The following is a 16,885-nucleotide window of genomic DNA, read 5'->3' on the forward strand; positions in this document are numbered from 1 at the left end:
TCATGCGCGATATCCTCAACGACCTCGAAGCGGGCAAATACCTTTCCGATCCGGACCCGGTGCGCCGCGCCCAGATCCAGATGAAGACACCGCTGCCGAAGCGCTTCTACAAAACCGTCTCGGTTGCGCCGGTGGAAGACGGGTTTGCCGTCCATCTCGACGGCAGGCCGGTGCGCACACCGGGAAAGGCGCTGCTGTCGCTGCCGACCGAAGCAGCCGCGGCGCTGGTTGCCGACGAGTTCGCCGCCCAGGGCGAGACCATCAATCCAGTAACGATGCCGGTGATGCGCCTGGTCAACACCGCCATCGATGGCGTCGCCAGCGATCCGCAGGCGGTGCTGGAAGACATATTGCGCTTTGCCTCGTCCGACTTGCTTTGTTACCGCGCCGATGCGCCGCAAGGGCTGGTCGAGCGGCAGAACGAGCACTGGGACCCGGTGATCGATTGGGCACGCGGCAGCCTTGGAGCCCGCTTCAATCTTGCTGAAGGCATCATTCATGTCGAGCAGCCGCGCGAGACGATCGCCGTGCTGGGCGCGCATCTTGCTCAGCGTGCCGATCCGCTGCGGCTCGCCGCCATCCACGTCATGACATCGCTGACCGGTTCGGCGCTGCTGGCGCTGGCTGTCAATTTTGGCGAGCTCGACGTCGAGGCCGCCTGGGCCGCCGGCCATGTCGATGAGGACTGGCAGATCGAGCAATGGGGCCAGGACGCGGAGGCGGTTGCCCGCCGCTCCGCCCGCAAGCGCGATATGATGGCCGCCGTCCAGCTCCTGGAAGCGCTCAAGGCCTGAGCTTCGCACGGCTTTGCCGCACCGCACCTAATACCAAAGTCATAATCCCATCGTCGCTCTGCCGCCGGGGGGCGCTTTCTGTCATTTTTTCCGCGATGGCTGTCGTTGAGTCCGCGTTCGGAGGAGAACGCCGACGATTGAAACGCAGCGTCGAGGAAAAGGGTCTCACGGGAGGAAAACGCAATGGCATTGGCATCGACCGCCGGCGGAACGAGCCGCGGCATGACGCGGGAAGAGAAGAAGGTCATCTTCGCTTCCTCGCTCGGCACCGTTTTCGAATGGTACGATTTCTATCTCTACGGCTCGTTGGCGGCTTTCATCGGCTCGACCTTTTTTGCTCCGACGATCCCTGAGGCGACACGCAACATCTTCGCGCTGCTGGCCTTTGCCGCCGGCTTCCTGGTGCGCCCTTTCGGCGCCCTTTTGTTCGGTCGTATCGGCGACCTCGTCGGCCGCAAATATACGTTCCTTGTCACCATGACGATCATGGGCCTGTCCACCTTCCTGGTCGGCCTGCTGCCGGGGTATGCCACCTTGGGCATCGCCGCTCCGGTGATCCTGATCATCCTTCGCATGCTGCAGGGCCTGGCGCTCGGCGGTGAATATGGTGGCGCGGCGACCTACGTCGCCGAGCACGCGCCCGACGACCGCCGAGGCTTCTATACGTCATGGATTCAGACGACGGCTACGCTCGGTCTGTTCCTGTCGCTGATCGTCATCCTGATCGTTCAGGGCTCGTTGAGCAAGGAAAGCTACGCTGCCTGGGGCTGGCGCATTCCGTTCATCGTTTCCTTCCTGCTGCTCGCCGTCTCGATCTGGATCCGGCTGTCGCTTTCTGAGTCGCCGACCTTCCAGAAGATGAAGGACGAGGGCAAAGGCTCCAAGGCGCCGCTCTCCGAGGCTTTCGGTCAGTGGAAGAACGCCAAGATCGCGCTGCTGGCGCTGCTTGGCCTCACTGCCGGCCAGGCCGTCGTCTGGTACAACGGCCAGTTCTACGCACTGTTCTTCCTGCAGAACGTGCTGAAGGTCGATGCGCAGTCGGTCAACATCATGATCGCCATTGCGCTGGCCATCGGCTCGATCTTCTTCGTCGTGTTCGGCTGGCTGTCCGACAAGATCGGCCGCAAGCCGATCATCATGGCTGGCCTTGCGCTGGCAATTGTCTGCACCTTCCCGCTGTTCAAGGCGTTGACCTGGGCCGCCAATCCGGCGCTGGCCACGGCACAGCAGAACACCCGGGCAACGGTGACGGCCGCCCCCGGCGATTGCAGGTTCCAGTTCAATCCGGTCGGCACCGCCAAGTTCACGACGTCCTGCGACATCGCGACTTCGTTCTTGACCAAGAACTCGGTTCCCTACGACGTCGTCTCGACGGCCGCGGCCGGAACAGCCGCGTCGGTCAAGATCGGCAACGAGACCGTGGAGTCCTACGACGCCATCGCTGCCGGCGACCAGGCGAAGGCCAAGGACGCCGCCTTCGTCAAGGCCGTCAACATGTCCCTGCGGGATGGCGGTTATCCGCTGAAGCGCGCGGCAATCAAGGTTGCCGACCAGAAACTCGACGCCTTCATCGCCGCCAACCCTGAACTGAAGCTCGATGCTGCCGCCATCCGTGGCGGCGAAAAGACAGCGGTGCCGACCGAGCAGGCGGTCAAGGACAAGATCCTGACCACCGATGAGGCCGCGGGCGCGCCCGAGGTCACTGTCTACAACATACCGGGCGGTGGCGCCTTCGCCATGTTCGCCGATCCGGCGGCTGTAAATTGGCCGATGACGATTGGCATCCTGTTCATCCTGGTGCTGTTCGTCACCATGGTCTACGGGCCGATCGCGGCGATCCTGGTCGAGATGTTCCCGACCCGCATCCGCTATACCGGCATGTCGCTGCCCTACCATATCGGCAATGGCTGGTTCGGCGGCCTGCTGCCGGCAACCGTGTTCGCCCTCAGTGCCTACAAGGGCGACATCTACTACGGCCTTTGGTATCCGGTGGTGATCGCGGCGATGTCGCTCGTTATCGGCATGATCTTCGTCAAGGACACGCTTGGCACCAATCTGCACGCCAAGGAGTAGCCGACGGATCGTCCACAACAAAAAAAGCCCGGCGTGAGCAATCACGCCGGGCTTTTTCGTATCCGAGACCTGAAGGGGTGGCTCAGCTCTTCCGCTGGTTTTCTTCCTCGATGGCCGCTTCGTGGTACCAGCCGTCAAAATCGGCGTGGGTGTTGCGCAGCGAGGCAAGCTCTGCCGCGAACTTGGCCTTTGCGCCTAAATTTGAGGCAGGTTTGCGGGCTGCCAGAGGGAACATCAGGATCTTTGCCGACGGACGGGAGATGGTGACTTCCATAAGCGGCCTCCTTTCTTTCGCGGGAGCTTTCGATTCAGCTTTATTGCAAGATAGGTTGTGCGATTCATTTAGGCAATATGCCTACGAAAAGATCATCTTTTGCATATTATTTGTGCATTTTGCATTGTTGATCGATCTCGATCCATCGATGAGGCGGCTCAGCAAATTCAACCGGGTATCGCCGCCATTTTGCCGCACCCGCTGGCGCCCGAGTGGCACACGAATTGCATTTTAGTGATCCGGCAGGGCCGGCTGCTGACGGCAGACGCGTGTCGACGCCGTTCAGTGTTCGGTGATCAAGCAACGAGAGGCTAGAATGACGAAATACAAGCTCGAGTACATTTGGCTCGATGGTTATACCCCGGTCCCCAACCTTCGCGGCAAGACGCAGGTTAAGGAATTCGCCGAATTCCCGACGCTCGACCAGCTGCCGCTGTGGGGTTTCGATGGTTCCTCGACCATGCAGGCCGAAGGCCACAGCTCCGATTGCGTGCTGAAGCCGGTCGCGGTTTATCCGGACCCGACCCGCACCAACGGCGTGCTGGTCATGTGCGAAGTCATGATGCCCGACGGTGTGACGCCGCACGCCTCCAATAAGCGCGCTACCATTCTCGACGACGAGGGCGCCTGGTTCGGCTTCGAGCAGGAGTATTTCTTCTACAAGGATGGCCGTCCGCTCGGCTTCCCGGAGACCGGTTATCCCGCACCGCAGGGCCCGTACTACACCGGCGTCGGCTACAAGAACGTCGGCGATGTCGCGCGCCAGATCGTCGAGGAGCATCTCGACCTTTGCCTCGCGGCCGGCATCAACCATGAAGGCATCAACGCCGAAGTGGCCAAGGGCCAGTGGGAATTCCAGATCTTCGGCAAGGGCTCCAAGAAGGCCGCCGACCAGATGTGGATCGCCCGCTATCTGCTTCTGCGCCTGACCGAAAAATACCGGATCGACATCGAATTCCACTGCAAGCCGCTCGGCGACACCGATTGGAACGGCTCGGGCATGCATGCCAACTTCTCGACCGCTTATATGCGCGAAGTCGGCGGCAAGGCGTATTTCGAATCGCTGATGGCGCAGTTCGACAAGAACCTGATGGACCACATCGCCGTCTACGGCCCGGACAATGACAAGCGTCTGACCGGCAAGCACGAGACCGCGCCATGGAACAAGTTCAGCTACGGCATCGCCGACCGCGGTGCGTCGATCCGCGTGCCGCACTCCTTCGTCAAGAATGACTACAAGGGCTACCTGGAAGACCGCCGTCCGAATTCGCAGGGCGACCCCTACCAGATCGCTTCGCAGATCCTGAAGACGATCTCGCAGGTTGCGACCGACGCATCGGTTTCGGCTGCCGCCTGATTGTTTTCGCGGCGCGGATCGCAAGATCTTCGCCGCACCAGAACTCAATGACGAAAAAGGCCCTGGCGAAAAACGCCAGGGCCTTTTTCGTAGTGCTTGCGGGGCGAGGCACGTCCGCCTTGGTCAGCGGGCGGCAGCTCCACGTGCTTTCAGCGCGGCGACAACCTTCGCATGGGGCAAAGCGGGGTTGCGGTTGCCGTCGCGGCCGATCATGTCGCTGTTGGCGATGAGGGCGTTGGGCACCGCCTCTTCGGGCGCCTGCACGACGGCTGCGTAAAAGTCGTCCATGCGCCCCATGCCGGATAGGCGTCGCCCTCCAACGTTCTGTCCTTGCGAGAACTCCGGCCGTTGCCGGGGTTCTTTTTGCCGTGCTGGCCCGGCGGGGTGAATTCCCCCAAAAAAAGTCAGGTTGAAAAGGACCGGGCAATTTCCTGTCACGGAGAGGCTTTGGCAGGCGCCTTTTGCCTCCACGAAATGTCCAGCGTTTCCGAGTTCGTTGAAAAAGCCCGGAAAACAGCCAGTTTCAGCTCGTCCGTAGACCAATGATCCCCTATATAAGCCACTGTTCATACATCGAAATCGGCGATTTATGCCTCGGGCTGGCGGCGTTGACAGATCACGCCGCGGCATCTTATTCGGGACCTTGGGTTACGCCAAAGCGATGCTGTTCGAACGGGGCGGGGTTTCTTGAACGACGGCATTGGCGGGGGCGCCGGACGAGCGGGCATTGCAGCCTGAGGCAGTGTGCCGCTCGCTCCTGGCGACTTTTCCGCGCGGAAAGCCATCTGCCGCTCACCGCAAGTGGGCCGCGATGGCCCAGTGTTACGACCGTGACCGACGTTGCCTGCCATCGGCAAATCCAGCTAACAACGGTCCCCGTAAACCAAAAGCGGGTGGCCGCTGTCGCATGGCTGGTCACGCAAACCATCCGCGGACATCTGGTGACAGCAAAAAGCCCTTGAAGGGGGAGATCCTTCAAGGGCTTTGCAAGTTTATGCGAACGAGATTTTAGACCGAGTAGTACATGTCGTATTCGACCGGATGCGGGGTCATTTCGAAGCGCATCACTTCGGCCATTTTCAGCTCGATGTAGCTGTCGATCTGGTCGTCGTCGAAGACGCCGCCGGCCTTCAGGAAGCCGCGGTCCTTGTCGAGGCTCTGCAGGGCTTCACGCAGCGATCCGCAGACGGTCGGGATCTTCTTCAATTCCTTCGGCGGCAGGTCATAGAGATCCTTGTCCATCGGCTGGCCGGGATGGATCTTGTTCTTGATGCCGTCGAGACCGGCCATCAGCATGGCGGCGAAAGCGAGGTAGGGGTTCGCGCCCGGATCGGGGAAGCGGACCTCGACGCGCTTGGACTTCGGCGACGAGCCGAACGGGATGCGGCATGACGCCGAGCGGTTGCGCGCCGAATAGGCGAGCAACACCGGCGCTTCGTAGCCCGGCACCAGACGCTTGTAGGAATTGGTCAGCGGGTTGGTGAAGGCATTGATCGCCTTGGCGTGCTTGATGATGCCGCCGATGTAGAACAGGCAGCTTTCCGAAAGACCGGCGTACTCGTTGCCGGCGAAGGTCGGCTTGCCGCCCTTCCAGATCGACTGGTGGACGTGCATGCCCGAGCCATTGTCGCCGAAGATCGGCTTCGGCATGAAAGTGGCCGTCTTGCCGTAGGCGTTGGCGACCTGGTGCACGACATACTTGTAGATCAGCATCTTGTCGGCGTTGCGAACCAGCGTATCGAACTTGATGCCGAGTTCGTGCTGGGCGGCCGCGACCTCATGGTGATGCTTCTCGACGCGCACGCCCATTTCGGCGAGCACGGTCAGCATTTCGGAGCGCATGTCCTGCGCGCTGTCGATCGGCGGCACCGGGAAATAGCCGCCCTTGATGCGCGGGCGGTGGCCAAGGTTGCCGGTCTCGTAGTCGGTGTCGTCGTTCGACGGCAGTTCGGTGGAATCGAGCTTGAAGCCGGTGTTGTAGGGATCGGCCTTGTACTTGACGTCGTCGAACACGAAGAATTCGGCTTCCGGGCCGACATAGATGGTGTCGCCGATGCCTTCCGACTTCATGTAGGCCTCGGCCTTCTTGGCCGTGCCGCGCGGGTCGCGATTGTAGGATTCGCCCGAGACCGGATCGAGGATGTCGCACAGGATGACCATGGTCGACTGCGCGAAGAACGGATCCATGTGGACCGTGTCCGCATCGGGCATCAGCACCATGTCGGACTCGTTGATGGCTTTCCAGCCGGCAATCGAAGAGCCGTCGAACATCACGCCATCGGCGAACATGTCTTCTTCGACCTCGATGACATCCATCGTCACGTGTTGCAGCTTGCCCTTCGGGTCGGTGAAGCGCAGGTCAACGAATTTCACGTCGTTGTCCTTGATCTGCTTCATGATGTCTTTGGCTGTCGTCATGTCATGTATCCCTGTTTGATGACGTTTTTTGATGATGACGTTTGGGGAGGTGGTCGCGTCAGACGGCGTCCATGCCGGTTTCGCCGGTGCGGATGCGCACGACTTCCTCGATGTTGGAGACGAAGATCTTGCCGTCGCCGATACGGCCTGTCTGGGCCGCCTTGCGGATAGCCTCGATCGCGCCTTCGACGGCGTCGTCGCCAAGCACGACCTCGATCTTCACCTTGGGCAGGAAGTCGACGACATATTCGGCGCCGCGGTAGAGTTCGGTGTGGCCTTTCTGGCGTCCGAAGCCCTTGGCCTCGGTCACGGTGATGCCTTGCAGTCCGGCCTCCTGAAGCGCTTCCTTCACTTCGTCCAGCTTGAATGGCTTGATGATCGCTTCGATCTTTTTCATGTAAAAAGTGGCCTCCACTGCCAAAAAAACGGGTTGTGAGCCCCCGCTTGCGCCTCCATCAAGCACGAACTGTGCCAATCCGAGGGATTCGAAGCGGTCTCATGCGATTTCGAAGCCGCACCGCGCCGGGATGCAAATTCGCGTCATTCGCTGTACAGGATGCGGCACCGGCTTCCGGAGCCTACACAGTGCTATCCGTCGTCGCAGCACAATAATTAGGCATGTCGCCCATCGCGTGGGCAATTTTTGCCTGTGATGCCTCTCATCCGAACAGTATGGCTGCCCTCGCGCAACCTCCTCCTTGTTTGCTTCGGATCGAAAAGTGGACAATGCTTGATCGAATGCGGATCGGCAATCCATGAGCGATGAACTTCTTACTCCCGCCGAAATGGCCGAAGCGGACCGGCTGACGATCGCCGCCGGTCCAGCCGACGGCATCGGCCTTATGCGTCGTGCCGGCGAGGCCGTCGCGGCCGAGGTTTTCAAGCGCCATCCGGCAGCGGTCCACGTCCACGTGCTGTGCGGTCCAGGCAACAATGGCGGTGATGGCTATGTCGTCGCTCGCATCCTGACCGGCAGCGGCGTCGCCGCGACGATCTGGGCATCCGGCGCACCGAGGCCGCGAAGCGACGCAGCACTGGTAGCGGCGGAGTGCCCGATCAAGCCTCGGCCGCTATCCGGCTTCAAAGCCGAGCCCGGCTCGATCGTGGTCGACGCGCTGTACGGGGCAGGGCTGTCCAAGCCGCTGTCCGGCGATGCCGCCAGGGCGATCGATATCGCCACCGACATGCATTTGCCCGTTATTGCCGTCGACCTGCCATCGGGCGTGTCCGGCGACAGCGGCAAGGTGCTCGGCAAGGCATTTGCCGCCGAAATCACCGTGACCTTCGCGCGCAGGAAGCCCGGCCATCTGCTCCTGCCTGGCCGGGAGCGATGTGGCGAGGTCGTGCTTGCCGATATCGGCATTGGCGACGAGATCATCGCACGGCTGCGGCCCAGGACGTTCGAGAACACACCGGCGCTTTGGTTGCGTGTTTTTCCCGTGCCGGCCGTCGATGCGCATAAATACAAGCGCGGCCATGTCGGCGTCTTCTCCGGCGGCCCAAGCGCCACCGGCGCGGCGCGGCTGTCGGCATTGGCCGCTGCGAGGAGCGGGGCGGGGGCTGTGACCGTGCTGTCGCCGGGCAACGCCATGCAGGTCAATGCGGCCCATCTGACCTCGATAATGCTTCGCAAGGCCGATGACGTCGCGGACATCGAAGAATTTGTCGGCGAACGCCGGCCGTCGGCCTTTGTCCTCGGACCCGGCTTTGGCGTCGGTCAGAAAACGCGGACCTTCGGGCTCGCGCTCCTTGCCTCCGGCCAAAAACAGGATGTTCCCGCCCAGGTCGATGGTCTTGTCTTTGACGCAGATGCGATCACCTCCTTTCGCGACGCGCCGGATGTCTTGTTCGAAGCCGCGCGCCGGCAAAACGCGCCGGCCTTGCTGATGACGCCGCATGAAGGAGAATTCGCGAGGCTGTTTCCCGGCATTGCTGGTGACGATGCCTCGTCCAAGCTCGACAAGGCGCGTGCGGCAGCCGCCAATGCAAATGCCGTCATCGTCTACAAGGGCGCCGACACGGTGATCGCAGCGCCCGATGGCAGGGCGGCGATCAATGCCAACGGTGCGGCCTGGCTTGCCACCGCAGGGTCGGGCGACGTGCTGTCGGGCATATCAGCCGGTCTGCTGGCACAAGGCATGCCGGCGTTCGAGGCGGCCTGCGCGGCGGTGTGGATCCATGCCGAGGCCGGCAGCCGCCTCGGGCCTGGCCTGATCACCGAGGATCTGCCGCAGGCGATGGTGACGGTGCTGCGCGAACTGGTCGCCGCCCGCAGCGGGCGCTGACTGGAATCCCAGCTCACAACGGAATGTTGTCGTGCTTCTTCCAGGGGTTCTGCATGTCCTTGTTGCGCAGCATCCGCAGCGCGCGCGCAATGCGGCGGCGGGTCGAGTGCGGCATGATCACCTCGTCGACATAGCCGCGCTCGGCGGCGACGAAGGGCGACAGGAAGCGATCCTCGTAAGCCTTTGTGTGGGCTGCTATCTTTTCCGCGTCACCGATGTCCTTGCGGTAGATGATTTCGACCGCGCCCCTGGCGCCCATGACCGCGATCTGCGCCGTCGGCCAGGCATAGTTCATGTCGCCGCGCAGGTGCTTCGAGGCCATGACGTCATAGGCGCCGCCATAGGCTTTGCGGGTGATCACGGTGATCTTGGGTACGGTGGCCTCGGCATAGGCGAACAAGAGCTTGGCGCCATGCTTGATCAGCCCGCCATATTCCTGGGCAGTGCCGGGCAGGAAGCCCGGAACGTCGACGAAGGTGACGATCGGGATCGAAAAACAGTCGCAGAAGCGCACGAAACGCGCCGCCTTGCGGCTGGCATCGGAATCCAGAACGCCGGCAAGGACCATCGGCTGGTTGGCGACAAAGCCGACGGTGCGGCCCTCGACGCGTCCGAAGCCGGTGACGATGTTCTTGGCGAAGCTCTGCTGGATCTCGAAGAAGTCGCTCTCGTCTGCGACTTTCAGAATCAATTCCTTGATGTCGTAAGGTTTGTTGGCGTTATCGGGAATCAGCCGGTCGAGCGACAGATCATGGTCGGTGACCGACTGATAGCATTCGATTTCGGGGAGTTCCGATGTGTTGGACGCCGGCAAGAGGTCGACCAGCCGGCGCATCTGCAAGAGCGCCTCGACGTCATTGTCATAGGCGCCGTCGGCGATCGAGGATTTCGTCGTGTGGACCGAGGCGCCGCCGAGGCTCTCGGCGGTCACCGTCTCGTTGGTGACGGTCTTCACCACGTCCGGCCCCGTGACGAACATGTAGGAGGTGTCGCGCACCATGAAGATGAAGTCGGTCATGGCAGGCGAGTAGACGTCGCCGCCGGCGCAAGGACCCATGATGACGGAAATCTGCGGAATGACGCCGGACGCCAGCACGTTGCGCTGGAAGATCTCGGCATAGCCGCCAAGGGCCGCTACGCCTTCCTGGATGCGCGCCCCGCCGGCATCGTAAAGGCCGATGATCGGCGCGCGGTTGCGCAGCGCCATCTCCTGCACCTTGATGACCTTCTCGGCATGGGCTTCCGACAGCGAGCCGCCGAACACCGTGAAGTCCTTGGCGAAGAGGTAGACCGGACGGCCGTTGACCGTACCCCAGCCGGTGACGACGCCGTCGCCGGCGATCTTCGTCTTCTCCATGGCGAAGTCGGTCGAGCGGTGCTCGACATACATGTCGAACTCCTCGAACGAGCCTTCGTCGAGAAAGATCTCGATGCGTTCGCGCGCGGTGAGCTTGCCCTTCTTGTGCTGCGCATCGATACGCGCCTGGCCACCGCCCATGCGGGCGGTGTCGCGCCGCCGCTCGAGTTCCTTCAGCACGTCCTTCATAGTCGATCTCCCTGCGACGCCGGAAAATTCTTGGCAGGCATTCGCCAGATATGGCAGACTAATCTTATGAAGAACAACATAGAAATATCCGAGGATCTGAGCCGCCGGATCGACATGTTGGCCTCGCGCTCTTCGCTCACTCGCGGTCAGATCATCGAGGACGCCCTGTCGCACGGCCGTTCTTTGGCGTGGCAAGAAAAATGGATCGCCGGCGTTCAGGCCGGAATCGAGGCTGCCGACCGTGAGGACTTCGCGAGCGAAGAGGAGATTGCGGCTGTTCTGAACAAATTCAGCCAGGCTTAGAGGTCTGTGCGAATTGTCTGGACGCGTCACTATCTGATCGAGCTTGCGTCAATTGGCGATTATATCGGCCAGCATAACCCGCGGGCTGCCGCGCGAATCGTCAACGACATTCATTCAAAGACGACCCGGTTGCTATCAGCCAACCCATTCATCGGGCGTATTGGTGAGATCAAAGGTACCCGTGAGCTGGTGATTTCCGACACACCTTACATCGTCGCCTACCGGGTGAAAGACACTCAAATTGAAGTTCTGTTCGTCCAGCATGGGGCGAGGGAGTGGCCGGATGACGCCTGATCTCGGCCATTCGGTCTGATCGATTTTGCTGCACCGCAACATCACGCCCCTTGCATTCCGGGGCGAACTCAGCCATATGCAGCCCATAGGCGCTTGGGCCGGGAGATTCCGGCCTTCTCGACAAATGAGACTGGTTGCGTCTGTTTTCCCTCTTTCCGGTATATCGGCCCTCTTTCCGGTACATCACAAAGCGGTGAAAAAGCCCCGTGGCATGATGCCTGCGGGCACGACAGCGCAGCCGAGTGGACGCATACGTCCGCCCGCCTTGTCGTTTCATATCGAATTCTTCGACGGCAGGTTGCGCCCTGCCGCCATTGACGTTTGCGGCCAGAGGCCGCGTGAAAGAAGATTATTTTGACCAACGAAAACACATTGTCCGGTAAGGACACTGGGCCCGACACCGCGGAACTCTCCGGTTTCGCAGCGCTGGGAATTACGGGTGCGCTGCTCAAGGCCACCCACAATGCCGGCTTCACCGAACCGAAGCCGATCCAGATGCAGGCGATCCCGCCGCAACTGGAAGGCCGCGATATATTCGGCATCGCCCAGACCGGCTCCGGCAAGACCGCTGCCTTCGCGCTGCCGATCCTGTCCAAGATCATCGCGCTCGGCACCAAGCGGCGCGCCAAGACGACCCGCGCTCTGATCCTGGCGCCGACCCGCGAACTCGCGGTTCAGATCGAGGACACCATCAAGATCCTCGCCAAGGGCGCGCATGTCTCGACGGCGCTCGTGCTGGGCGGCGTTTCGCGTTTCAGCCAGGTGAAGAAGGTTGCACCCGGCGTCGACATCCTGATCGCCACGCCCGGCCGGTTGACCGACCTGGTGCGTGAGGGCGACCTCATCCTCTCCGACACCAAATGGCTGGTGCTCGACGAGGGCGACCGCATGCTCGACATGGGCTTCATCAACGACGTCAAGCGGATCGCCAAGGCGACCGCGCCTGACCGCCAGACGGCGCTGTTTTCGGCCACCATGCCGGATGAGATCGCCGAACTGGCCAAGGGCCTGTTGAAGAACCCTGTGCGTATCGAAGTCTCGCCGCAAAGCACCGCGGCCGCCGAGATCGTGCAGGGCGTCGTCTTCGCCCGCACCAAGCAGAAGCGCCAGGTGTTGTCGACGATGCTCGCCGACGCGGCGATGAAGTCCGTCATCATCTTTTCGCGCACCAAGCATGGCGCCGACCGGGTGACCAAGGACCTCGAGCGCGATGGCTTCAAGGCCGCCGTCATCCATGGCAACAAGTCGCAGAATGCCCGCCAGAAGGCACTGAACGATTTTCGCGATGGATCGGTGCGCATCCTCGTTGCGACCGACATCGCGGCGCGCGGCATCGACGTTCCCGGCATCAGCCATGTCGTGAATTTCGACCTGCCGGACGAGGCTGAAAGCTACGTCCACCGCATCGGCCGCACTGGCCGCAACGGCATGGACGGCATCGCCATCACGCTTTGCGATCCTTCGGAAAACAGCAAGCTGCGTCAGGTCGAGCGCATCATCCGCACCAAGCTGCCTATCGTTGCCGACCATCTCGGCAGCCCAGATCCGCAGCGCAATCCGGCTGAAAAGAACGAGCGCTTCGAGCCCGCCAATGACCGCAACGACCGCAATGGCCGTCGCGACGGCAGGCGTCCAGGCGGCGAGAACAAGGGCAACGGCTTCGGCAAGAAGCGCTTCGGCGACAAGCCGGCCTTCGCCGGTGAACGCAAGCCGGAAGGCGCCAAGCCCTTCAAGGGCAACAACAAGCGCCGCTTCGGCGGCAAGCGTCCGGCGGCGCGGGCTGCCTAAACAGGCCGCCTCGCATCAGCCGTACCTTTGCATGGTCGGCTGACCAGCCAGCGACAGAAAAAAGGGCGACCGCGGTGATCTCGCGGTCGCCCTTTTTGTGTCTGGACAATCAGCTTACTTCACCACCGCTTCGAGCCAGACGGCGATCCTTTGCGCGAGGAAGGCCGTGGTCGACGGCGACAGCGCGTCGCCGGCGATGACATGGTTGTCCGGATCGCCGGTGTCGTCGACCGGCACGAGTTCGTGCGGCGCGCCCCATCGCCCGGCAATTTCGCGGGTGCGGTCGGGCCGCACCACCTTGTCTGAATCCGAAAAGATGAACAGCGCCGGGATGGTCGCTTTCTCGACCGGCGCGCCAAAGGCAAGTTCCGTCAGCGCCTGCATCGGCAGCGTCGCGGCGATCGGATATTTGGTGGTCCAGAATTTCCCGTGCAGGGCGTTGCGCGGCGCGAAGCTGCGTTCCTTGCCGGCGACGAGTTCGGCGATCTGTTTGCCCCATGGCATGGTGAGGATCTCGGCGCCGGATGCCTTGACACCGAAATTGGGCGAGATGAATGCAATGGCCGCGATCCCATCCGATGCTCCCGGCTGCGTTGCCGCCCACACCGCCAGCGAGCCGCCCGTCGAGGTGGCGATGACGACCACCTTGTCACCGATCGCCCGGCCGATAGCGAGCGCCTCCTCATAGTCGTTGATCCAGGCGTTGACGCTGCCTTGCGTCATCGCCGCGCCGTCCTGCCCGTGGCCGGTGAGGCGGGTGTAGAACAGGTTGGCGCCGAGCTGGTCGGCCACGTCGTCGGGCAGGGGGCGAACCTCGCCCTTCGATGCGGAGAAGCCGTGGATGTAGACGATCGACAGCGGCGTCTTGGCATGCACCATCGGGTTGGCCCAGACGATCTCCTTCTCCAGCCCATCGCGTATGCCCGGTATGGCGGCTTCTGTCCTGGCGACATAGGCTTGCGGATCGTCACCGATGACGGAAGGATCGTAGCGGATCGTGGTGTCGATGGGAACGCGTGGGCCAAGGAGGAAGATCAATGCAAGGACGGCGATCAGGCCCAGCACGGCAAGCACGATCCGTCGCCCCATAGCAGACTCCACGCAACAACAATGACCCTATGGCGATGGCCGTGAACAGGCAACGGCGTCCAGGCAGCCAAACCATCAATCCTGTGGGCATCTATTCCTTGGGCGGTGGCTTGCGCTCGTAAAGCAGCGGTCGTGCCTTCCAGCTGGTCGTCAGGCTGATCACCCACCGGGTGATCGGCCTCGGCAGCAGGGCGAGAAATTTCAGCGGCCAGCTCGTCCGGTACGGGAAGGTGACTTCGAAGCCGCCGGATTTGATGCCTCGCGCCATGCGCCGCGTCGCGCGGTTGACAGGCATCAGGCCCGGCATCGGCAGCATGTTCTTCTCGGTCAGCGGCGTGTCGATGAAGCCCGGATTGATGACCTGGACGCGAATGTTCATCTTGTCGAAATCATATTTCAGCGACTCGGCCAGGATGTTGATCGCCGCCTTGGTGCCGCCATAGGCGGCCGTGGTCGGCCAGCCGAAATAGGCGGTGACGGAGCCGACCAGCACGACATGGCCGCGTGCCCTGATCCGCATGTAGTCGAGCACCGGCACCAGCCCATTGATGATGCCAAAATAGTTGACCTCGAAGGAACGGCGAAAATCGCGGACGACGAGCGCCTCTCCGGGCGTTGAGATGTAGTTTCCGGCATTGAAGATGGCGAGCACGATGGGGCCGAGTTCCTTTTCGATCGCGGCAACCGTTCTTGCCATGCGCGGCTCATCGGTGACATCGCAAGGAAAGGCCGTGACGCTGCCGGGCATCTGCGCGGTCTCGACGATGAGCGTGTCGATCGGATGATCGTCGAGCGCCGTTACCGCCACGGCATAGCCCTGGGACGCCAGATCCCTGGCCAGCGAACGGCCTATGCCGCTGCTGCCGCCGGTGACCCAGGCGACGCCGTGTTTCGGATCGGCCCGATAGAGTGTCATGCTGCGCCCTGTCGAGTTGTTGCCGTCTTGCTCTAGCGGCGAAGAAATCGAATGGAAAGAGTGCTTTTCAACGTCGGATGCAAATGAACTGTGCGATACCGATCCGGACTTGAGGGCATCCATGCACAACAGTGCTGGAAATGCGACTGGACCAGGCGAATTCTTGCCTTGAAACCGAGGCTTTGGGTTTCTAGGGTTTCGGCGCACGCACATAAGGAATCCTGAATGCCCCGTTCTGTGATCGACGCGATCGGCAACACGCCTCTGATCCGCCTCAACAAAGCCTCCGAGGAAACCGGCTGCGAGATCCTGGGCAAGGCTGAATTCATGAATCCGGGGCAATCGGTCAAGGATCGCGCCGGCCTGTTCATCATCCGCGATGCCGAACAGCGTGGCCTGTTGAAGCCGGGCGGCGTCATCGTCGAGGGGACGGCCGGCAATACGGGCATCGGGCTGACGCTGGTAGCCAAGGCTCTGGGATACCGCACCGTCATCGTCATTCCCGACACCCAGAGCCAGGAAAAGAAGGACACGATCAGGCTGCTCGGCGCCGAGCTGATCGAAGTGCCGGCTGTGCCCTATAAGAACCCCAACAACTACGTGAAACTGTCGGGACGGCTGGCCGAGCAGATGGCAAGGACCGAGCCGAATGGCGCAATCTGGGCCAACCAGTTCGACAATGTCGCCAACCGCGATGGCCATATCCGCACCACGGCGCAGGAGATCTGGGCCCAGACCGGCGGCAAGGTCGACGGTTTCGTCTCGGCGGTCGGGTCCGGCGGAACGCTGGCCGGCGTCGCTTCCGGGCTGAAGGCCAAAAACAAGGACGTGAAGATCGCGCTCGCCGATCCGCTGGGGGCCGCGCTCTACAGTTTCTACACCAGCGGCGAACTGAAGTCCGAGGGCAGCTCGATCACCGAAGGCATCGGGCAGGGGCGCATCACCGCCAATCTCGACGGGTTCACGCCGGACTTCTCGTTCCAGATCAAGGACGAGGACGCGCTGCCGATCGTCTTCGACCTGATCCAGGAAGAAGGCCTGTGCGTCGGCGGCTCGACCGGCATCAACATCGCCGGCGCGATCCGGCTGGCCAGGGAATTGGGCCCAGGCCATACCATCGTGACCATTCTTTGCGACTACGGCACGCGCTACCAGTCGAAACTGTTCAACCCGGAATTTCTGCGCGAGAAAAACCTGCCAATACCGGGCTGGATGGAGCTGCAGAGCAAGATTTCGGTGCCTTTCGAAATGGTCGCATGATGGCGTACAGGACGGAAGCGCTGTTTCGCGACGACGCCTATCTGAAGACGGCGGACGCCACGGTGGTTGCCGTCAACGACCGTGGCGGCGTCATTCTCGACCGCACCATCTTCTATGCCACCTCGGGTGGCCAGCCAGGAGACTCCGGCGCATTGGAGCGCGCCGACGGCAGCCGCATCGAGATTGCCGCCACCATCACCGGCGAGACCAAGGACGAGATCGTCCATGTGCAGGCGCCTGCACAGGCGGCCTTGGCGGTCGGCGAGAAGGTGAAGCTCGCCATCGATTGGGAGCGGCGGCATCTCCTGATGCGCATGCACGCGGCCTGCCATTTACTGACCGTCGTCTGCCCGTTCCCGATCACGGGCGCTTCCGTTTCCGAGGACGACAGCCGTGTCGATTTCGACATTCCGGACGCCAGCTTCACCAGGGAAGATGTGACCGCTGGCTTGATGGACCTGGTGCGGGCCGACCACCCGATCTTCACC

Annotated in this window: 16 protein-coding genes; 9 read left to right on the forward strand and 7 right to left on the reverse strand. The window is 62.0% G+C overall.

The features are described 5' to 3' along the window. Positions 1 to 2 precede the first annotated feature (2 nt). Together FJ978_RS31970 and FJ978_RS31975 are read left to right on the forward strand one after the other, a co-directional pair. Entirely contained in the window at positions 3 to 794 is a 792-nt protein-coding gene (locus tag FJ978_RS31970) for an ATP12 family chaperone protein (RefSeq protein ID WP_140576799.1), read from the forward strand. Positions 795 to 977: 183 nt separating this feature from the next. Further along, positions 978 to 2,867, forward strand: a complete 1,890-nt coding sequence (locus FJ978_RS31975) for an MFS transporter (protein WP_140576800.1) — start codon at positions 978 to 980, stop codon at positions 2,865 to 2,867. A gap of 82 nt (positions 2,868 to 2,949) precedes the next feature. Here FJ978_RS31975 and FJ978_RS31980 read toward each other — a convergent pair whose 3' ends face one another. Then, positions 2,950 to 3,141 carry a DUF2735 domain-containing protein gene (locus FJ978_RS31980; RefSeq protein WP_140576802.1) on the reverse strand — a complete coding sequence of 64 codons (192 nt, stop codon included), beginning with the start codon at positions 3,139 to 3,141 and terminating at the stop codon, positions 2,950 to 2,952. 316 nt (positions 3,142 to 3,457) lie between these two features. On the opposite strand from FJ978_RS31980, the gene FJ978_RS31985 reads away from it, so the two are divergent. Beyond that, complete coding sequence (locus FJ978_RS31985; protein ID WP_013895678.1) at positions 3,458 to 4,498, forward strand: glutamine synthetase beta-grasp domain-containing protein; 1,041 nt, start codon at positions 3,458 to 3,460, stop codon at positions 4,496 to 4,498. Positions 4,499 to 4,621: 123 nt separating this feature from the next. On the opposite strand, the gene FJ978_RS31990 is transcribed toward FJ978_RS31985, so the two are convergent. The 3 genes from FJ978_RS31990 to FJ978_RS32000 all read right to left on the reverse strand — a co-directional run bounded on the left by FJ978_RS31990 (position 4,622) and on the right by FJ978_RS32000 (position 7,313). Next, the gene (locus FJ978_RS31990; RefSeq protein WP_210241457.1) at positions 4,622 to 4,786 is read right to left on the reverse strand and encodes a hypothetical protein; all 165 of its coding nucleotides are present in this window, start codon (positions 4,784 to 4,786) and stop codon (positions 4,622 to 4,624) included. A gap of 720 nt (positions 4,787 to 5,506) precedes the next feature. Then, on the reverse strand, positions 5,507 to 6,916 hold the full coding sequence (glnA, locus tag FJ978_RS31995) for a type I glutamate--ammonia ligase (RefSeq protein ID WP_023768587.1): 1,410 nt from the start codon (positions 6,914 to 6,916) through the stop codon (positions 5,507 to 5,509). Between the two features lie 58 nt (positions 6,917 to 6,974). After that, positions 6,975 to 7,313 (reverse strand): P-II family nitrogen regulator, encoded by a 339-nt coding sequence (locus tag FJ978_RS32000; protein WP_006205430.1) that lies wholly within the window; start codon positions 7,311 to 7,313, stop codon positions 6,975 to 6,977. Positions 7,314 to 7,671: 358 nt separating this feature from the next. Between FJ978_RS32000 and FJ978_RS32005 the strand changes: the two genes are divergently transcribed. Further along, complete coding sequence (locus FJ978_RS32005; protein ID WP_140576803.1) at positions 7,672 to 9,201, forward strand: NAD(P)H-hydrate dehydratase; 1,530 nt, start codon at positions 7,672 to 7,674, stop codon at positions 9,199 to 9,201. A gap of 13 nt (positions 9,202 to 9,214) precedes the next feature. On the opposite strand, the gene FJ978_RS32010 is transcribed toward FJ978_RS32005, so the two are convergent. Next, entirely contained in the window at positions 9,215 to 10,747 is a 1,533-nt protein-coding gene (locus FJ978_RS32010) for an acyl-CoA carboxylase subunit beta (RefSeq protein ID WP_140576805.1), read from the reverse strand. 66 nt (positions 10,748 to 10,813) lie between these two features. Between FJ978_RS32010 and FJ978_RS32015 the strand changes: the two genes are divergently transcribed. The 3 genes from FJ978_RS32015 (at position 10,814) to FJ978_RS32025 (ending at position 13,132) form a co-directional block, all read left to right on the forward strand. Then, a complete protein-coding gene (locus tag FJ978_RS32015) occupies positions 10,814 to 11,050 on the forward strand; it encodes a transcriptional regulator (protein WP_013895674.1) in 237 nt (78 codons plus the stop codon). Between the two features lie 6 nt (positions 11,051 to 11,056). Beyond that, complete coding sequence (locus FJ978_RS32020; protein WP_140576806.1) at positions 11,057 to 11,344, forward strand: type II toxin-antitoxin system RelE/ParE family toxin; 288 nt, start codon at positions 11,057 to 11,059, stop codon at positions 11,342 to 11,344. 354 nt (positions 11,345 to 11,698) lie between these two features. Continuing rightward, the gene (locus FJ978_RS32025) at positions 11,699 to 13,132 is read left to right on the forward strand and encodes a DEAD/DEAH box helicase (protein ID WP_023768583.1); all 1,434 of its coding nucleotides are present in this window, start codon (positions 11,699 to 11,701) and stop codon (positions 13,130 to 13,132) included. Positions 13,133 to 13,246: 114 nt separating this feature from the next. Here FJ978_RS32025 and FJ978_RS32030 read toward each other — a convergent pair whose 3' ends face one another. Beyond that, on the reverse strand, positions 13,247 to 14,221 hold the full coding sequence (locus FJ978_RS32030) for an alpha/beta fold hydrolase (protein ID WP_140576808.1): 975 nt from the start codon (positions 14,219 to 14,221) through the stop codon (positions 13,247 to 13,249). A 91-nt stretch (positions 14,222 to 14,312) separates the two neighbouring features. Then, entirely contained in the window at positions 14,313 to 15,137 is an 825-nt protein-coding gene (locus FJ978_RS32035) for an SDR family oxidoreductase (protein WP_140576809.1), read from the reverse strand. A gap of 225 nt (positions 15,138 to 15,362) precedes the next feature. Here FJ978_RS32035 and FJ978_RS32040 point away from each other — a divergent pair, with 225 nt between their 5' ends. Next, positions 15,363 to 16,397, forward strand: a complete 1,035-nt coding sequence (locus tag FJ978_RS32040; protein WP_140576811.1) for a cysteine synthase A — start codon at positions 15,363 to 15,365, stop codon at positions 16,395 to 16,397. Beyond that, the coding region (locus FJ978_RS32045) for an alanyl-tRNA editing protein (protein ID WP_140576813.1) at positions 16,397 to 16,885 on the forward strand (489 nt) is incomplete at its 3' end. The genes FJ978_RS32040 and FJ978_RS32045, both read left to right, overlap by 1 nt.

This window comes from Mesorhizobium sp. B1-1-7 (assembly GCF_006442705.1).
Taxonomy (GTDB): Bacteria; Pseudomonadota; Alphaproteobacteria; order Rhizobiales; family Rhizobiaceae; genus Mesorhizobium; species Mesorhizobium opportunistum.

Coding starts and splice junctions, on each gene's coding strand:
- FJ978_RS31970 (WP_140576799.1), top strand. CDS start 3: ATGCGCGATATCCTCAACGACCTCGAAGCGGGCAAATACCTTTCCGAT.
- FJ978_RS31975 (WP_140576800.1), top strand. CDS start 978: ATGGCATTGGCATCGACCGCCGGCGGAACGAGCCGCGGCATGACGCGG.
- FJ978_RS31980 (WP_140576802.1), bottom strand. CDS start 3,141: ATGGAAGTCACCATCTCCCGTCCGTCGGCAAAGATCCTGATGTTCCCT.
- FJ978_RS31985 (WP_013895678.1), top strand. CDS start 3,458: ATGACGAAATACAAGCTCGAGTACATTTGGCTCGATGGTTATACCCCG.
- FJ978_RS31990 (WP_210241457.1), bottom strand. CDS start 4,786: ATGGACGACTTTTACGCAGCCGTCGTGCAGGCGCCCGAAGAGGCGGTG.
- glnA (WP_023768587.1), bottom strand. CDS start 6,916: ATGACGACAGCCAAAGACATCATGAAGCAGATCAAGGACAACGACGTG.
- FJ978_RS32000 (WP_006205430.1), bottom strand. CDS start 7,313: ATGAAAAAGATCGAAGCGATCATCAAGCCATTCAAGCTGGACGAAGTG.
- FJ978_RS32005 (WP_140576803.1), top strand. CDS start 7,672: ATGAGCGATGAACTTCTTACTCCCGCCGAAATGGCCGAAGCGGACCGG.
- FJ978_RS32010 (WP_140576805.1), bottom strand. CDS start 10,747: ATGAAGGACGTGCTGAAGGAACTCGAGCGGCGGCGCGACACCGCCCGC.
- FJ978_RS32015 (WP_013895674.1), top strand. CDS start 10,814: ATGAAGAACAACATAGAAATATCCGAGGATCTGAGCCGCCGGATCGAC.
- FJ978_RS32030 (WP_140576808.1), bottom strand. CDS start 14,221: ATGGGGCGACGGATCGTGCTTGCCGTGCTGGGCCTGATCGCCGTCCTT.
- FJ978_RS32035 (WP_140576809.1), bottom strand. CDS start 15,137: ATGACACTCTATCGGGCCGATCCGAAACACGGCGTCGCCTGGGTCACC.
- FJ978_RS32040 (WP_140576811.1), top strand. CDS start 15,363: ATGCCCCGTTCTGTGATCGACGCGATCGGCAACACGCCTCTGATCCGC.